Raw genomic sequence first — 16,899 nt, 5'->3', positions numbered from 1 at the left:
TCTGTTAACTTACTTTTTTATATTTTAATAATGTCCTTTTTCTCAAGTTTGAGCACTGACAACTTTGTTTTTTATTCTTTATTATACTCTTGATACTTTCAATAATTATTTTACCTACATTCAATGCTTCATTATAAAAAATATCCTTTAACTCTTTATAAGACCATTGAGGCTCTATTCCCTCTGCGCGGTTGACAATAAGATAAATTCCTGCATAACAGGCTCCAATTTCTCTGGCCAAATAGACTTCAGGGCATAAGCTCTGTCCTATAACATCACCACCAAGTTTTTCTATCATCCTAACCTCTGCTCGGCTTTCGAAATGTCTTCCGTCAGTTACAGCATATATCCCTCGCATAACCTGTCTATCAGGAAACAGCTTGGTGATTATTCTCGTAAGTATCCTGGTGAGTTCTTGACAGATAGGGTGCCTCATAACAAGCAAATATTTGTCGTAAAGATGCACATCTTTTCTCATCGAGAAATCAAGATAATCATCAGGAATAAAAAAATCTCTGAGTTGAATATCTTTTGAAATTGTTCCCACTCCACCTTCAGTGAGAATTGTCTTTACACCTGCCTTATGAAATACCCAGAAAATCTGTTTTGACGCATCAGCCCTGTTTGTTCCTGTCCGCCAGCCATGCATCTTTACTGTAAGGACATTCCTATCATTAACTGTAAATAATTTGAATTCTGGACTTTCACCGAAAGGAGTTGAAACAACAAACTGTTGCAATACTTTTACTCCCTTTGCCTTCAAATTCTCAGGGAATTCAATGGCAAAGGTACTTGAACCACCAATAAAGGCAGTTTTGGCTTCAGGTATTTTTGACTTTATCATAAATCTTCAAAATCCTGAACTCTGTATCCCTCTGTGCAGGGGTTTTACCTGACTTAAGGATAAGATCAATCATCTCGTCAGCAGTTATTTTATAAGAGACACCAGCAGCACGGACAACATTCTCTTCTATCATAATGCTGCCAAGATCATTTGCCCCAAATGATAAACAGATCTGTCCGATATCTTTTCCCTGTGTAACCCATGAACCCTGAATATTTCTAAAGTTATCAAGAAAAAGTCGACAGATAGATAGCATCCTTAAATATTCGATAGATGAAACGGGCTTACCTCCCAAAACAGTATTCCCTGGCTGATATGTCCATGATATGAATGATATAAAACCGCCTGTTTTATCCTGAAGGTCTCGAATTTTTAAAAGATGCTCTATCCTTTCTTCTATGGTTTCTACTGTTCCAAACATCATTGTCGCTGTTGTTTTAATCCCGAGTTTGTGCGCTTCTTCCATAACTCCAAGCCACTGTGAAGCATTTATTTTTTTTGGACTTATTATTCGTCGAACCCTGTCGACCAATATCTCAGCCCCTCCTCCTGGAAGTGAATCGAGTCCTGCTTCAATAAGCTGTTTTAAAACATATGAAATCGGTAACTTTTCTGTTTCCGCAATATGAAAGATCTCTGGAGGCGAAAGGCTATGAATTCTCACATCAAATTTCTTTTTAATTCCTGAAAACATCTTTGTATAAAAATCTATTCTTAGTTCAGGATTAATTCCTCCCTGAAGCATTATCTGGGTGCCTGCAAGTCTAACTGTTTCGGCAACCTTCTCTTCTATCTCTTCCTGACTCAACAAATAAGCCTCAGGATGACCTTTTGACCTATAAAAGGCACAGAAGGAACACTGATTTTTGCAGATATTTGTGTAGTTAATATTTCTGTCAATCTGGAATGTGGCAATTCCGTCAGGATGTTTCCTCCTGCATATTGTATCAGCCACCTTTGCAAGATCAAGCAGGTCAGCTTCTTTAAAAAGCAAAACCGCTTCATCTAAGGTCAATCGTTTGCTCAATGCTCTATCAAGAATTGTAAGAACATTCATCTTAATGGCCCTACTTTATTTTTTTTATAGATATAATTAATATTCACAAATTCAAGTTCTGGCACTTCTTTTAATTCACCGATCTCTTTTGCAACCTTGTAAAAGTGAATTAGTCCCTCCCTATAGTCCTGACTAAAATTGAACCTGAGAGAAGCAAAATACTTAGTGAGAAAATCTCTGCTGAAAGGTTCCCATCTTGATGCATATTCAGCTATCTCAGTAAGATGCCTCATTGAATGCTCCATTGACTTTTTGAATATCTCAAAAACATATTTGCATAATTCACTTTTTATCTCTGCAAACTTTCTGTTCACTGCCCAGACTGCATATACCATCTTTCTACCAGTCAATTTCTTCCACTCAAGCCCTAAATCGTAAAGATAAAAACCTTCTGAATTAACATAATATTTTAGAGCAATATCTCCAATAAGTAAGGCAGCATCAGCATTAGAAAGCATTCTCTTTAAATCAGGTTGACATGTAATATAATCTGGTTCGATCCCATATCCCTCGTTCATAATGAATTTTAAAAGCACATGGGAAGTTGAAGAGGTGTTTGTTAAAGCAACTCTTTTCCCGGACAATTTCTCTATGGGATAGGGACTTATAAGAATGATACTTTTAACAGCACCGTCAGAACTTACTGTAAATTCCGGGAAAAGAAGAAGTGTCTGATGGTGGCGTGCATATTCAATAGATGATATTGGAGAAATGTCAAGGTCTCCATTTATTAATAAAGAGTTGAGTTCTGTAGGAGTACCTTTAATCAACTCTATATCGAGGAGAGCGGAGCTTTTAACTAACCCGTAGTATAAAGGTAAACAATTAAGAAACTGAATATGTCCGACTTTAGGTCTCAATTTCCTGAAAAATCTCCTGCAACTTACTCTTTTCCACAAGGGGATTGGATATATTTCTTCTCTCATAGATTTTAATTATGTTATATAACGTATCCCTCTCAACCGGTATTCTCCCTGTCAAAGAAATAATCTCAAGAAGCTCTTCTTTTGTGATGGACTGATCTGTTTCTGCTCCAGCAGCATGTGTAATCTTCTCTTCAACAACCGTTCCATCAAGGTCATCAACTCCAAACAATAGAGAAAGCTGTGCAACTTTAAGCCCGAGCATGATCCAAAATGCCTTTATATGAGGGAAGTTGTCAAGCACGAGACGTGATACAGCAAGCATTTTTAAATTCTCGAATGCCATTGGTTTCTTAAAATCTGGAAGGGCTGTATTTTTTGGATGAAATGGCAGTGGAATAAATGACTGAAAACCTCCTGTCTCATCTTGAAGTTCTCTCAATCTCAGGAGATGATCAATTCGATTTTCTATGGTCTCAATATGCCCATAAAGCATCGTTGCATTGGATTTAAGGCCAAGATTATGTGCTATCCTCATAACTTCCAGCCACTCCTCACTGGTTGCTTTCTTCGGACATACAGCCTCCCTTACTCTTTGATTAAAAATCTCAGCTCCTCCGCCAGGAAGGGATCCTAGCCCTGCTTCCTTTAATTTTAGTAATACCTCCTTGACAGAAAGTTTTGCTATCTTTGCAAAATAGTCGATCTCAACTGCAGTAAATGCCTGAATGTGGACATCAGGCCTAATTTCTTTAAGTTTTGAAATTACTTCAAGATAATAATCAAACGGAAGATCAGGATGAAGACCGCTTACAATATGAAACTCTGTAATCCCCAGGTCAGTTGCTGAATTAGCTATTTTCAAAACTTCTTCAGTAGTTAACAAATATGCATCAGGGTCATTTTTATCACGACTGAATGCACAGAACTTGCATCTTGATACACAGATATTAGTCAGGTTGATATGTCTGTTTACATTAAAATAAGCATAATTCCCTGATTTTCTCTCCTTAACTTTGTTTGCAAGTTGCCCTATTGTGACAATATCATTCGATGACATAAGAGTAAATGCATCTTCTTTATTAAGACGGATGCCCTGATTAACTTTTTCTGTTATTGTTTTCAAATTATTTTGTATTAACATTATTCTTTCCCCACCTTTTGATTAATTTATGTTCGATGGATAAAATACTTAAAACCTTCCCAACTACAAAATTCACCATATCATCCAGTGTCTTTGGATGATTATAGAAAGCTGGCATCGCGGGCAAAATTATTGCGCCTGCTTTTGCTGCTTTAAGCATATTCTCAATGTGTATTAAACTGAGCGGCGTTTCACGTATGACGAGGATAAGTTGTTTCCGCTCTTTGAGAACTACATCCGCAGCTCTCTCGAGGACATTCCCTGAAATCCCGTTAGCAATAGAAGAAAGTGAACCCATGCTGCAAGGGATAACTATAACTGCATCAGGGGCATTTGAGCCACTTATGAAGGGTGCGTTGAAATCAATTTCATCCCAGATTTTCACATTGTCTTTTTTAATAAATATTTTTTTTATTTCTCTATTCCCCAAGCCTCCAAGTTCTTCCTGAATGACTATCCTACCAGCAGAAGTGATAATTACGTTAATGTGGTGGTTTTTTAGTGAAAGCTCATGGATAAGCCTGATTCCATATATACTACCACTTGCCCCAGTGATGCCTATTACAAAATCAGACATTCTGCGTTCTCCTTATAATGACTTCAATGGCTACAAAACAAAACATTAAAATACTGATAACACCGTTCATGGTGAAAAAAGCCATATTTAATTTTGATAAATCATTCGGTTTAATCAGGCTGTTTTCATACGCAAGAAGAACTGCTGTTAAAGTCACACCAGCAAAATAAAAAACTCCCAGTTTAAGCCTTATACCAAGCCAGATCAACATCGCTACAGATACAGTGTGCAAAACTTTTGTGAATGTAAGAGATTTAGTTATCCCGAATTTGGCGGGTATTGAATATAGTCCCTGTTTCCTGTCAAATTCAATATCCTGAATTGCATAAAAAATATCAAACCCAGCAACCCAGCAGAGAACTGCCATCCCGATGATAAAAGGCTCAAAACTAAATGTGTTGGTTATAGCAATCCATGAACCAATAGGTGCCAATCCAAGACAGAATCCAAGTATGAAATGAGACAGAAATGTAAATCGTTTCGTATATGGATATATGACAAAGGGTATGACAACTAAAGGCCAGAGATAACGGCAAATTGGGGCGAGATTATAAACTGCGAGTAGAAAGATACCAAGACTGATAAGTGAAAAAAAGACTGCATTAGAAACTGTAAGAAGTCCCTTCGGTAACGCTCGATTTGAAGTTCTTGGATTTTTGCGGTCTATCTCTATGTCAACCAGCCTGTTAAGTGCCATAGCAAAGCTTCGAGCACCAACCATTGCAATCGTTATCCACAGAAGTGTCAAAGGCTCAGGGACTTTCATCCCTGCAAGAAAAGCTCCTAAATAGGCAAATGGAAGTGCAAAAATGCTGTGCTGAAATTTAATCATCTCAAGGTATATATTAATTTTATTTAAATCCATATTCTTTCCATCTTTCATCTACAAGCTTTTTAATTTCTTCTGACATATGAATTTCATTCGGCCATTCCCGATGATACCCTTCTTCAGACCATTTCTTTGTTGCATCAATCCCCATCTTCGAACCGTATAAAGGTTTAGGAGCAGAATGATCAAGGACATCAAGAGGACCTTCAACAATCACTATATCACGTGCAGGATCGACATTGTTAAAAGCCTTCCACGCAGCCTCTGAAATATTCTGCACATTTACATCCTCATCAAATATGAAAATGAATTTCGTGAACATCATTTGGCCAAGTCCCCATATGGCATTCATGATTTTACGTGCATGCATGGGGTAAGACTTTTTTATAGAGATTAAGGCACAATTATGGAAAACGCCTTCTATTGGCAGATTGATATCAACGATCTCAGGGAATTGCATCTTGATAAATGGAAGAAATAACCGCTCAGTTGCCTTTCCGATATAACAATCTTCCATGGGTGGTTTTCCGACTATTGTTGCTGGATAGATTGGATCTCTTCTCTGCGTTATACATGTTACATGGAAAACAGGATACTTTGCAGCCAATGAATAGTAGCCAGTATGATCTCCAAAAGGCCCTTCAATTCTTTCTTCACCTAACTCAACATAGCCTTCAAGAATAATTTCAGCATGTGCTGGAACAAGGAGGTCAACAGTTCTTGCCCTTATTACTTCAACAGGCTTACCCCTGAGATACCCTGCAAAAAAAAGCTCTTCTATTCCATATGGTAATGGAGCTGTAGCTGCATAAATTGTGATAGGGTCTCCTCCGAGTGCCACTGCAACTTCCATACGTTTACCTATTTTCATATGTTTCCTGAAATTAACTGCTCCATCATGGTGAGTATGCCAGTGCATACCAGTTGATTTTTCATCAAAGACCTGCATTCTATACATACCCATATTCTGTTTACCACTTTCCGGGTCTTTAGTAATAACAAGGGGCAAGGTAATAAACCTTCCAGCATCATCAGGCCAACACTTTAGAATCGGATACTCATTTAGTGAAAATTCCTTTTCTATTATAATTTCCTGGCAAGGGGCCTTTTTAACCTCTTTTGGTTTTGATGTGCTGAGTTTGTAAAGATCATAAAGGGCTTCAATCTTTTGTCGAAGGTTGAGATCAATGTCCGTTTTGATCAAAGAAGAAAATTTCCTAACAATCTCTGAAAATTCATTGAACCCAAGAGCCCATGCTATACGCTGATATGATCCGAAAAGGTTAATCGCGATGGGGTACCGGAAACCTCTTATGTTTTCGAAAAGCAGAGCAGCCCCTGATTGTTTTGAAATTCGGTCTGTAATCTCTGTTACTTCAAGATTTGAATCTACCTCTGCCTTGATACGAACAAGTTCCTTTTTCTGTTCAAGAAAATTAATAAACCCCCTGAGGTCATTAAAAATCATATTTTCTCGTTCACAAGCCCTGATTTGAAAATTTCTTTAAGTGTTTTTGCCGCCCTGAAGAGCGAAAACTTAAAAGTGTTATTCCTAACAGCATTTGACTCGCTAAGCACCAAACTGAGAAGTATTCCCTGTGCAGCACCAAAAATCACCATCTTTGTCACTCTGGTATCAAGGTCTTTTCGATAAATGCCCTTCTGTTTCCCTTCTTTTAGAATCTCCTCGATCAGCTCAAGAAATTCTACAATACGATTAATTGTGTAATTTTTAAGAAAGATACTACTCTGTTTAATATCAATCATAAATAGTTCGGCAAGTTGTCTGTTTTTCTTGAACATCCTGACTACAATTGCAAAGACTGTTTTAAGCTTATCATTTGGGTCGTCGAGCTGGTTAATCTTTTCACGTATTTCTTTGATTATTGAATTCCATTTCTCATCAAAAAGTGCAAGAAGCAATTCTTCTTTGCTTTTAAAATAATTATAAAGTGTTCCTTCAGCAACACCAGCCTCTGAAGCTATCTCAGCAACTTTTGTATCAGCATAACCACGTTTTACGAATGTCATCAATGCTGCATCAAGAATTACAGACCTTTTGTCTATAATTTTATTAATTGACTTAATGGATAATTTCACAGATAACTTTTAACCTTTACAAAACTTATGCTTAAATCTAATACTGAGTGAGCACTCACTCAGTATATATATGAAATACTTTTTTGTCAATAACTTCCACTTACAATGAGATAAAACTTCTGTTGTCTGGATGCTTGTCGGCTTAATCAGGAAATATTTTCCCAGGATTGAGGATATTCGTAGGGTCAAAGATTTTTTTAATGGATTTCATAATATCGCTCTGTGCCTTTGAGATTTCCATTCTGATATATGGTTTTTTTGTCATACCGATGCCGTGCTCTCCAGAGATAGTTCCTCCGAGCAATAATGTGTGATTGAAAATCTGTTCTATCAGCTTGAGCCCTTTTTCATATTCATCTCTGTCAGACTTATCAACCATAATATTAACATGGATATTTCCGTCACCTGCATGTCCGAAATTAATGATAGTTATCCCGCTCTCTTCTTGGAGTTTTCTCAGTCGTCTCAACATCTCTGTAACCTTATTTCTCGGGACAACAATATCTTCATTAATCTTTGTAGGTTTTATATGGTAAAGTGCAGGAGAAACAGCACGTCTTGCAGCCCATAAGTTATTCCTGGCATAGTTATCTTCTGCCATCTTAACATCGCCTCCAAGATGTTGGCATATATCAACAATCTTTTCTGCCTCACGCGTAATTGCAGAAGGATGACCATCCAGTTCAATAAGAAGAATAGCTTCAACATCATGAGGCAACCCGATAGGCTTGAAATTTTCTACAGCCTTAATAGACTCTCGATCCATAAATTCGAGCGTTCTCGGAATTATCTTTGATGAGATAATTTTTGACACAGCATCACCAGAAGATTCAAGACTACTGAAACTTGCCAGGAGTGTTATAACCTCTTCAGGTAATGGCAGTATCTTTAATCTAATCTTCGTAAAAATAGCAAGAGTTCCTTCTGAGCCTACTAATAGCCGCGCAAGATCATAACCTACAACTCCTTTTACTGTTTTTACTCCAACATTTATAATTTCCCCATTGGGGAGGACTGTTTCCAATTCCATGACATAGTCTTTTGTAACTCCATATTTGATTGCCCGAGGTCCGCCTGCATTTTCTGCTACATTTCCTCCGATTGTGCAGAAATTCATGCTTGCAGGGTCAGGTGGATAGAAAAATCCTTTTAATTCAAGTTCACGCTGAAGCTTACCATTAATTAAACCTGGCTCACATAAAACGTTCAGATTCTCAGAATCTATCTCGATTATTCTCTTCATTTTTTCGAAGCTGATTACTATAGACTTATTTAATGGAACAGAGCCTGCAGTTGTGCCGGTGCCAGCTCCACGAGGTACAACCGGAATATTATTTGCGAAGGCATACTTCATGATTTTTACAACATCCTCTGTATCGTTCGGCCAGATAATTGCAGAAGGAACTGCTTCTATCCCTGATGCATCAAAGCTGTAGCATAAAAGGTCTTCTCTGTTAGTTGAGATCTTTATATCAGGAAACGTATCAATAATTCTGTTCATTTAAGAAGCTTCAACAAGCTGCATTGAAATCACTTTTGAGACACCAGCTTCTTCCATTGTTATTCCATATATATAATCTGCGATGCTTACAGTATATCTGTTATGTGTAACCACGATAAACTGTGTATCCTTTGAAAGTTCCTTTATTGTTTGAGCAAATTTTTCGGTATTAGCTTCATCAAGGGCAGAATCTGCTTCGTCCAGAATACAAAGAGGAGTTGGTTTGATCAAAAAACTTGCAAAAAGAAGGGATAAAGCCGTTAAAGTCTTTTCTCCTCCAGAAAGAAGGTTTATATTCTGTAGCTTTTTCCCTGGTGGCTGGGCAATAATATCTATCCCTGTTTCAAGTATATTATTTTCGTCAGTCAGGATAAGTTCAGCTCTTCCGCCCCCGAAAAGTCTCACAAATACTTCTGAAAATTTTGCCTTCAGAGCTTCATATGCCTCTCTGAGTTTTTTCCTGGTTGTAATATTTATTTTTGATATTGCTTCTTCAAGTTCAGCAATTGACCTGTTTAGGTCGTCCTGTTGTGTTTTGAGGAATTCATAACGTGTTCGGAGTTCTTCATACTCTTCAAGAGTTCCAAGATTCACCTGTCCGAGTTCAGACACTTTCTCTTTGAGCTGAATCAAACGTGTTTCGTCATCTTCTGTAAGAGGTTCTACATCAACAATTGCAATATCTAATCCGTAATTCTGTTGTATATTTTCTGAAAGATTTTCCATTTTAAGTCTCAGTTCGGTTCTCTGGATATCAAGTCCTGATATCTTTTGTGATAAAGATTCTATTTGATTTCTAAGTATTTTAAAAGCTTGTTCAATTGTCATTAATTCCTGAGTGTTGTTTTCTATTATCTCTTTTTTCCTGGATATGTCTGTATACATGGTGTCAGCTACAGATACCAGTGATTTTAATTTCTCTTCATTTTCAGAGATCTCTTGTTCATGCTGTGCTATGCGGAATTTTATTGAGGATACTTCCTCTGCCAGTAGTTGTCTTCTTCGTCTATTTTCTTCAATCTCCTTAGAGATAGCGTCTATTTCTTTACCAATTGAATCTATCTTCTCCTTAAAGGAAGTGATCAAAAGACGGACTTCTGTAACTTCTGCTTTGTGCTCATCAATTTTGGCCCTTTTTTGAGAAATATCTTCCTGCAGAAAATCATTTTGTTGCTCTATATCAGCTTTCTTTTCTTCTATAAATTGAATCTCGCTCTCTTTTTTATTTAGTAATTTTCCAATAGCTTCTTTTTCCTTCACTATCTGCTCAAGTTCAAGAGTCAGATATGCAAGTTTTTTATTCCTCCGTTCCCTGTCTTCTCTTGAGTTTTCAGCGGTTAGTTTCAAGAGGGATATCTCTTTCTCACGCTGTACAATTACTGTTTCGATAGCTTCCAGTTCAGATTCCTTTGTTTTGATTATATTCTGAAAAGAATTGAGTTCATTCTGTAGATGCTCTATCATATCCCTGGCATATCCGGTTCTACTCTCCAGTTCCCTTAACTCTCTCTTCCTCCTGAATATACCTTTTACTTCGCCAGCGATAACTGCTCCAGAAGGTTCTATAACTTCTCCATCGAGTGTTACAAAAAAGTTATTTTTGCCTGATTTAATCAGATTGATAGCTGTCTTCATGTCTTTGACAACAAAAAAGTTTTGGAAGAGACTATTTGCAATGTATGAAAACTCATCATTTGTGCGAATAAAATCCGATACCCTGCCCAAAGAACCTTCAGGAATAGTCGAATTCATATTGTGAATAACAGGACTTACTGGGATAAAGGCTGTTCTGCCCAAAGATTTTTCTTTTACGAGAGCTATAGCAGCTTCGATATCATCAAATGAAGAGAGGATGAAAGAATTAACCTTATCTGACAGTGCGCTTTCGATAGCCTTTTCATATTTGTCATCAACTTCAATCACATCAGATATATATGCAAGAATCTTAAATGATAGGTCTTGTGAAAACAAATCTTTTGCCGATTCATCAAAAATAAGCTCCTTGAGGGACTCCATTCGTGAGGTGTTAGATGCAAGTTCCTCCTTTAATCCTGATAATTTTTCTCTCAAATTTTCAATCTTCTCTTTGCTTTCAAAGAGTTCTTTTATAAAAACTTCTTTTTTTTCTTTCAGGAGCATAAGTTCATTGTTTTTTTCAAGAATATTATCTGCTAAATCTTTAAGTGAAGTATCGACTTCAGATAAAACTTTTTTTACATTCTCGATATCTTTGATAGATATTGCTTCACGGTGATCAAGATTTTCAAAAGATGCCAGAATCTGGTTCTTCTCGTTTCTCAAACTGCTAAGTTCCTCTGAGATTCTGAAAAGCTCCCTCCGTTTATCCTCAGCAAGTTCTTCACTTTCTAAGAGCTCATCTTCAAGTGTTTTTAAAAATTCTGACTTTTGAACGAGAAGTCCTTTCTGATTTTCTATTTTGCACAAAAACTCCTCTCTTATCTTATAGAGTTCTTCTTGTTTTATTAATGCATCCGCCTGTTTCTTATTGTATTCTTCGCTTTGCTGATAGAGTTTTGAAAGATATTCTTTTGCATTATCCTGTTCGGTTCTTGAAACTGCAAGTTTTTTTTCAAGTTCTGCAATCTCTCGCTCTACGTTCTGAAATTGCAACTGAATGGATTCCAGAAGTTTTTCTTTCTGGAGTAAATCAAATCTTTTAGTCTCTGTTTGATTCTCAATTTCAGACAGATTTGCTCTTTTAATAGCTTCTTCTTCTTTGAGTGAATTATATTCCAATAATATTTTTTCAAAAGATTCTTTTAAATTCTGATAATCTCTTTTAGCGATTTTGAGTTCAATAGCATTAATATCTGCAATAAGCTTTTTATACCTTTCAGCTTTCTTTGCAAGTCTATCGAGTAAACTAATCTGTTTTTTTACCTCGGTTGTTATATCATTAATTCTCTGTAGATTTGCTCTTGAAGATTCAAGTTTTGAAATTGCCTCTCTCTTTCTGACATTATATTTCATGACTCCAGCTATTTCTTCAATAAGTATTCTTCTTTCCTGTGGTTTTGCATTTAATAGCTCGGATATCCTGTCTTGCTCAAGAATTGAATAACTCTTGGCCTCAAGCCCCGTATCAAGAAAAAGTTCTTTTATATCTTTTAAACGACATTGATCTTTATTCAAAATATATTCGCTTTCACCTGATCTATAAAGCCTTCTCGTTACAGATGCGGTATCTGAAAAATTTCCTCCATTTCCATCTAAAGAAGATTGCTTTAATCCATTTAGTCCGGAAATAACCATTGTTACTTCAGCCATACCACGCGGTTTTTTGGATACCGAACCATTGAATATAACTTCTTCCATTTTTTCACCCCTGAGGCTTCTTGCACTCTGCTCACCAAGTACCCAGCGGAAAGCATCAACGATATTACTTTTACCGCAACCATTAGGACCAACAATGCAGGTTGTGCCTGGATGAAAATGAAAAGACGTTCTATCTGCGAAGGATTTAAAACCGTTCAGTTCAATCTTTTCGATTCGCATCTTTATTGTGATAATATACCTAAATATAAAAATACTGACAAGTGGATTTAATTGGTCTATTTGACAGTATTTTCTTTTTATGTTTTAATAAAACACTTTTAATGATAGTCCGGCGAGGCTAAAAAGTAAGGAGTTAGTATGAGCTTCAGAAATATAATAAAGTATCCCTTCCAATCAAGTGAGAGGAAGGTTTTTTTATGTCTCTTTCAGAAAAATACCATGATTCTTAATTATTTATTAGTAAAGAATTTTAGTTTTGTAACAAAGAAGAATGTCTGAGAATTAATAACATAATTTATTTCAAGGGATTCTAAATATGACTAAGGAACTAATGAGTAAAATAGATGTTGACAGGGTTTTAACACGTATAGCTCATGAAATTTTAGAAAAAAATAAAGGGATCGAAAATGTATGCCTTGTCGGCATTCAGAGGGGTGGCGTTCATCTCGCAAAAAGACTTGCCAGCAAGATTAAACATATAGAGAAAAAAGAGATTCCTGTTGGAATGCTTGATATAGCATTCTATAGGGATGATATTAATATAAGAAAAGCACAACCGATTATAAGAAAGACTGAGGTTCCTTTTGAGATAACTGATATGAAAATAATTCTTGTTGATGATGTGCTGTTTACAGGAAGATCTATCAGAGCCGCAATGGACGCACTTACAGATCTCGGAAGACCTGCTGCAATTCAATTAGCGGTATTGATTGACAGAGGACATAGGGAACTGCCGATTAAAGCTGATTATGTTGGCAAAAATATTCCGACATCTCTGAACGAAAATGTTGAAGTGCAGCTTATGGAAGATGGGAAAGAAGATAAAGTTATCATAGAAAAATCAGGAGAAAATAAGCGATAAATGCTGAGGAGTAAAGACCTGCTTGGCATTAAAGAACTCTCGGAAGAAGAGATAAATCTTATACTTGATACAGCCTCTGCTTTTAAAGATGTAATTGGAAGAGATATTAAAAAAGTACCAACCCTTCGTGGTAAAACAGCCATTAATCTGTTTTTTGAACCTTCAACCCGAACCAGGACTTCATTTGAACTTGCTGCAAAAAGGCTCAGCACGGATGTAATTAATTTCTCAGTTCCTATGAGTAGTGTCGTGAAAGGAGAAAGTATTATAGATACTGCCCTGGCTGTTCAAGCATTAGGTGCTGATTTCGTAATTATACGACATTCATCATCAGGAGTACCACATCTTCTTTCAAAAAAACTCAAAGCTTCTGTGATAAACGCAGGCGATGGAACAAATGAGCATCCAACACAGGCACTACTTGATGCTTTTACGATAAGAGAGAAGAAAAACAAGATTAAGGGACTCGAAATCGCTATCGTAGGAGATATAATTCACAGCAGGGTTGCAAAATCGAACATATATTGTCTGAAAAAACTTGGTGCTCTTATCAGGCTAATCGGCCCACCCACTTTGATCCCAAAAGAAATAGAAGAACTTGGGGTCGGGATTCATCATAATATGGAATCCGGACTTAAAGATGTGGATGTTCTCATGATGCTAAGGATACAGATGGAAAGGCAGGGAAAAGGATTTTTCCCTTCTACAGATGAATATTCCAAAAATTGGGGATTAACCCTTGAGAGACTATCATTTGCAAAGGATGATGTAATTGTAATGCATCCTGGCCCAATGAATCGAGGCATAGAGATTGTTTCAGAAATAGCAGATGGGCCAAAATCGGTCATTCTTGAACAGGTGACAAATGGGATTGCTGTAAGGATGGCAGTAATGTATCTGCTTGCAGGAGTTGAAAGGTGAAAATACTTATAAAAAATGGGCACATCATAGATCCGCTTCAGGGTATCGATGGGATTGGGAATATTCTGATCGAAGGCGGAAAGATTGCAAAAATTAAGATGCAGAAAACACCCCCCATTGTTACTAAGGGAACCCGAAGAGTTGGCAATGACTCTGAACTCCAAACCATCGATGCGAATGGACTATTTGTTATTCCAGGACTTATTGACATGCACGTGCATCTGAGAGAACCAGGTTTTGAATACAAAGAGACAATAAAAACTGGAACTATGGCAGCAATCAGAGGTGGTTTCACAACTGTTTGTTGCATGCCAAATACATTTCCAGTAAATGATAATGCAAGTGTTACAGAGTTTATTATAAGAAAAGCTTCTCAGGAGGGTCATTGCTTTGTTCTTCCTATCGGTGCAATCACGAAATCACAAAAGGGTGAAGAACTTGCAGAGATCGGAACAATGAGAAATGAGGGATGTATTGCATTCTCTGATGATGGTAACCCAGTAATGAACAGTCTAATTATGAGGAGGGCTCTTGAATATTCAAAGGCATTTAATGTGCCCATCATTTCACACTGTGAGGATTTAAGCCTCTCAGAAGATGGTGTTATGAACGAAGGGCTAATTTCTGCCACACTCGGTTTAAAAGGCATACCTGATGAGGCTGAACAGATAATGGTATATAGAGACATTTCATTGGCAAAGCTTACAGGTGGAAAACTTCATATTGCCCATGTCTCAACTGAAGGCACAGTGAAATTAGTTAGGGAGGCAAAATTAAGTGGAATTAATGTAACAGCTGAAACTTGTCCTCATTATTTCAGCCTTACGGAAAAAGCAGTCAAAGGATATGATACAAATGCGAAAGTAAATCCTCCGTTAAGAACAGAAAGGGATATAGAAGCGATAAAGGAAGGGTTAATAGATGGGACAATAGATGTTATTGCAACAGACCATGCCCCTCATCATTTGGATGAAAAACAGAAAGAGTTTGATAAGGCACCTTCAGGCATTTCAGGACTCGAAACAGCATTGAGTTTAAGTCTGAAATTAGTACATGAAGGTTTATTAACATTTCCACAGTTAATAGAAAAAATGGCAACTAATCCAGCAAGAATATTAAAGATTGATCGTGGATCTTTGAAAATTGGCTCAGATGCGAATATTGTTATTGTAAACAAAGATAAAGAATTTAAGGTTGAGGCAAAAAAATTCATTTCTAAGGGTAAAAATACCCCTTTTGATGGCTGGACATTGAGAGGTCTTCCGATTTACACAATTTATAAGGAAATAATTTATGAGTGGTAAGACTAAGGCGCTGCTTGTACTTTCAGATGGAGTTGTGTTTGAAGGTAAAAATTTTGGTTCAGAAGGGGAAACAATCGGGGAAGTCGTATTCAATACATCAATGACAGGTTATCAAGAAATACTCACTGACCCTTCTTATAAAGGTCAGATTGTTGTAATGACTTATTCACAAATTGGCAATTATGGAATAAATGAAGAAGATATAGAATCATTCAATGGCCCAAAAGCTGAAGGTTTTGCTGTCAAAGAATATATAGATTTTCCGAGTAACTGGCGGTCATATCATTCTCTTGAGAAATATTTAAAAAAGTACGGGATTGTTTGCATTGAAGGCATTGACACACGTGCGTTAACGAGACATCTAAGAAAATATGGGGCACAGATGGGAATTATTTCAAGTCTTGACTTGAATCCTTCAAAACTTCTTGAAAAAGTTAGAGCACACCCGGGTATTTCTGCTTTTGACCTTGTGAAAGATGTAACAGCAAAAAAACCTTTTATTTGGGAAGAAGGGGTGTGGAAGTGGAAGGAGAGCGACAAAGAGTCAAAATATTATGGCATCAAAGTGTCAGAGTTTCAAAACTCTGAAAACCTGTTACCCGGTCAATCTGACACTGTTCTTAAAAGGGTTGTTGTCTATGACTTCGGCGTAAAGTTCAATATCCTGAGGAATCTTAAGGAAGCCGGTTTTCATATTGCTGTCGTTCCCGCTCAAACTCCTGCAGAAGTTGTGCTTGATATGAATCCTGATGGAATAGTATTAAGTAATGGACCCGGTGATCCTCAAACAGTTAAATATGGCATTGAGAATACAAAAAAATTGATTGGAAGAAAGCCTGTTTTTGGAATATGTCTTGGCCATCAGATACTCGGGCTTGCGATGGGAGGAACAACTTATAAATTAAAGTTCGGACATCATGGAGGGAACCATCCTGTAAAGGATCTAATTACAGGAAGAGTCGAGATTACTTCTCAAAACCATAATTATTGTGTTGATATAAATAGCCTTAAAGGTCAGGTTAGACTTACACACAAAAATCTCTATGATGGAACTGAAGAAGGCATGCAGCATGTTGATTTTCCTGTTTTCTCGGTTCAACATCATCCTGAAGCAGGTCCCGGACCGAACGATTCAGCGCATTTATTCAAAAGATTCCATGAGATGATAGAGAGATTTAAGTAGATGAAATTAGATTATAAGAACATATTCAAAGAGCTTAATAAACAGAAGATTGATTATCTTGTAGTGGGTGGACTGGCAGTCAACTTCCATGGTGTTCCAAGAATGACTTATGATATTGACCTGATGATAATGCTCCAATCAGAAAATATCAGTAAGTTAGTTGTTAAGCTTACCGAGTGGGGCTACCGTCCAAAAGTT

The 16,899-nt window shown here is 37.0% G+C and carries 15 protein-coding genes; 5 read left to right on the top strand and 10 right to left on the bottom strand.

All coding sequences use genetic code 11. The features are described from left to right. Window positions 1–4: 4 nt before the first annotated feature. The 10 genes from HXY53_06370 to smc all read right to left on the bottom strand — a co-directional run bounded on the left by HXY53_06370 (window position 5) and on the right by smc (window position 12,431). The gene (locus HXY53_06370; protein ID NWF76184.1) at window positions 5–844 is read right to left on the bottom strand and encodes an MTAP family purine nucleoside phosphorylase; all 840 of its coding nucleotides are present in this window, start codon (window positions 842–844) and stop codon (window positions 5–7) included. After that, window positions 822–1,901, bottom strand: coding sequence for a dehypoxanthine futalosine cyclase (gene mqnC, locus HXY53_06365; protein NWF76183.1), 1,080 nt, complete (start codon window positions 1,899–1,901; stop codon window positions 822–824). The genes HXY53_06370 and mqnC overlap by 23 nt, the downstream gene beginning before the upstream one ends. Next, window positions 1,898–2,761 (bottom strand): menaquinone biosynthesis protein, encoded by an 864-nt coding sequence (locus HXY53_06360; GenBank protein NWF76182.1) that lies wholly within the window; start codon window positions 2,759–2,761, stop codon window positions 1,898–1,900. Before HXY53_06360 ends, mqnC begins: the two co-directional genes overlap by 4 nt. Further along, window positions 2,751–3,908: an aminofutalosine synthase MqnE gene (gene mqnE / locus HXY53_06355; protein ID NWF76181.1), complete on the bottom strand. Its 1,158-nt coding sequence runs from the start codon at window positions 3,906–3,908 to the stop codon at window positions 2,751–2,753. The genes HXY53_06360 and mqnE overlap by 11 nt, the downstream gene beginning before the upstream one ends. Continuing rightward, window positions 3,892–4,485: a UbiX family flavin prenyltransferase gene (locus HXY53_06350; GenBank protein ID NWF76180.1), complete on the bottom strand. Its 594-nt coding sequence runs from the start codon at window positions 4,483–4,485 to the stop codon at window positions 3,892–3,894. Before HXY53_06350 ends, mqnE begins: the two co-directional genes overlap by 17 nt. Further along, the gene (locus HXY53_06345) at window positions 4,478–5,350 is read right to left on the bottom strand and encodes a UbiA family prenyltransferase (protein ID NWF76179.1); all 873 of its coding nucleotides are present in this window, start codon (window positions 5,348–5,350) and stop codon (window positions 4,478–4,480) included. The genes HXY53_06350 and HXY53_06345 overlap by 8 nt, the downstream gene beginning before the upstream one ends. Continuing rightward, window positions 5,337–6,782: a menaquinone biosynthesis decarboxylase gene (locus HXY53_06340; GenBank protein ID NWF76178.1), complete on the bottom strand. Its 1,446-nt coding sequence runs from the start codon at window positions 6,780–6,782 to the stop codon at window positions 5,337–5,339. The genes HXY53_06345 and HXY53_06340 overlap by 14 nt, the downstream gene beginning before the upstream one ends. After that, window positions 6,779–7,414, bottom strand: coding sequence for a TetR/AcrR family transcriptional regulator (locus HXY53_06335; GenBank protein ID NWF76177.1), 636 nt, complete (start codon window positions 7,412–7,414; stop codon window positions 6,779–6,781). Before HXY53_06335 ends, HXY53_06340 begins: the two co-directional genes overlap by 4 nt. Window positions 7,415–7,556: 142 nt before the next feature. Continuing rightward, window positions 7,557–8,915, bottom strand: coding sequence for an FAD-binding protein (locus HXY53_06330; GenBank protein ID NWF76176.1), 1,359 nt, complete (start codon window positions 8,913–8,915; stop codon window positions 7,557–7,559). After that, on the bottom strand, window positions 8,916–12,431 hold the full coding sequence (gene smc, locus HXY53_06325; GenBank protein NWF76175.1) for a chromosome segregation protein SMC: 3,516 nt from the start codon (window positions 12,429–12,431) through the stop codon (window positions 8,916–8,918). It lies immediately after the preceding gene. Between the two features lie 316 nt (window positions 12,432–12,747). On the opposite strand from smc, the gene pyrR reads away from it, so the two are divergent. From pyrR to HXY53_06300, 5 genes are all read left to right on the top strand, one after another. Then, window positions 12,748–13,293 carry a bifunctional pyr operon transcriptional regulator/uracil phosphoribosyltransferase PyrR gene (pyrR, locus tag HXY53_06320; GenBank protein ID NWF76174.1) on the top strand — a complete coding sequence of 182 codons (546 nt, stop codon included), beginning with the start codon at window positions 12,748–12,750 and terminating at the stop codon, window positions 13,291–13,293. After that, window positions 13,294–14,214 carry an aspartate carbamoyltransferase catalytic subunit gene (locus HXY53_06315; protein NWF76173.1) on the top strand — a complete coding sequence of 307 codons (921 nt, stop codon included), beginning with the start codon at window positions 13,294–13,296 and terminating at the stop codon, window positions 14,212–14,214. Further along, window positions 14,211–15,518 (top strand): dihydroorotase, encoded by a 1,308-nt coding sequence (locus HXY53_06310; protein ID NWF76172.1) that lies wholly within the window; start codon window positions 14,211–14,213, stop codon window positions 15,516–15,518. The genes HXY53_06315 and HXY53_06310 overlap by 4 nt, the downstream gene beginning before the upstream one ends. Continuing rightward, a complete protein-coding gene (carA, locus tag HXY53_06305) occupies window positions 15,508–16,701 on the top strand; it encodes a glutamine-hydrolyzing carbamoyl-phosphate synthase small subunit (GenBank protein NWF76171.1) in 1,194 nt (397 codons plus the stop codon). The genes HXY53_06310 and carA overlap by 11 nt, the downstream gene beginning before the upstream one ends. Beyond that, the coding region (locus HXY53_06300) for a hypothetical protein (protein NWF76170.1) at window positions 16,702–16,899 on the top strand (198 nt) is incomplete at its 3' end.

It is taken from the genome of Nitrospirota bacterium (genome assembly GCA_013388455.1).
Lineage (GTDB): Bacteria > Nitrospirota > Thermodesulfovibrionia > Thermodesulfovibrionales > SM23-35 > JACAFF01.
This window is presented reverse-complemented; position numbering and strand designations above follow the sequence as displayed.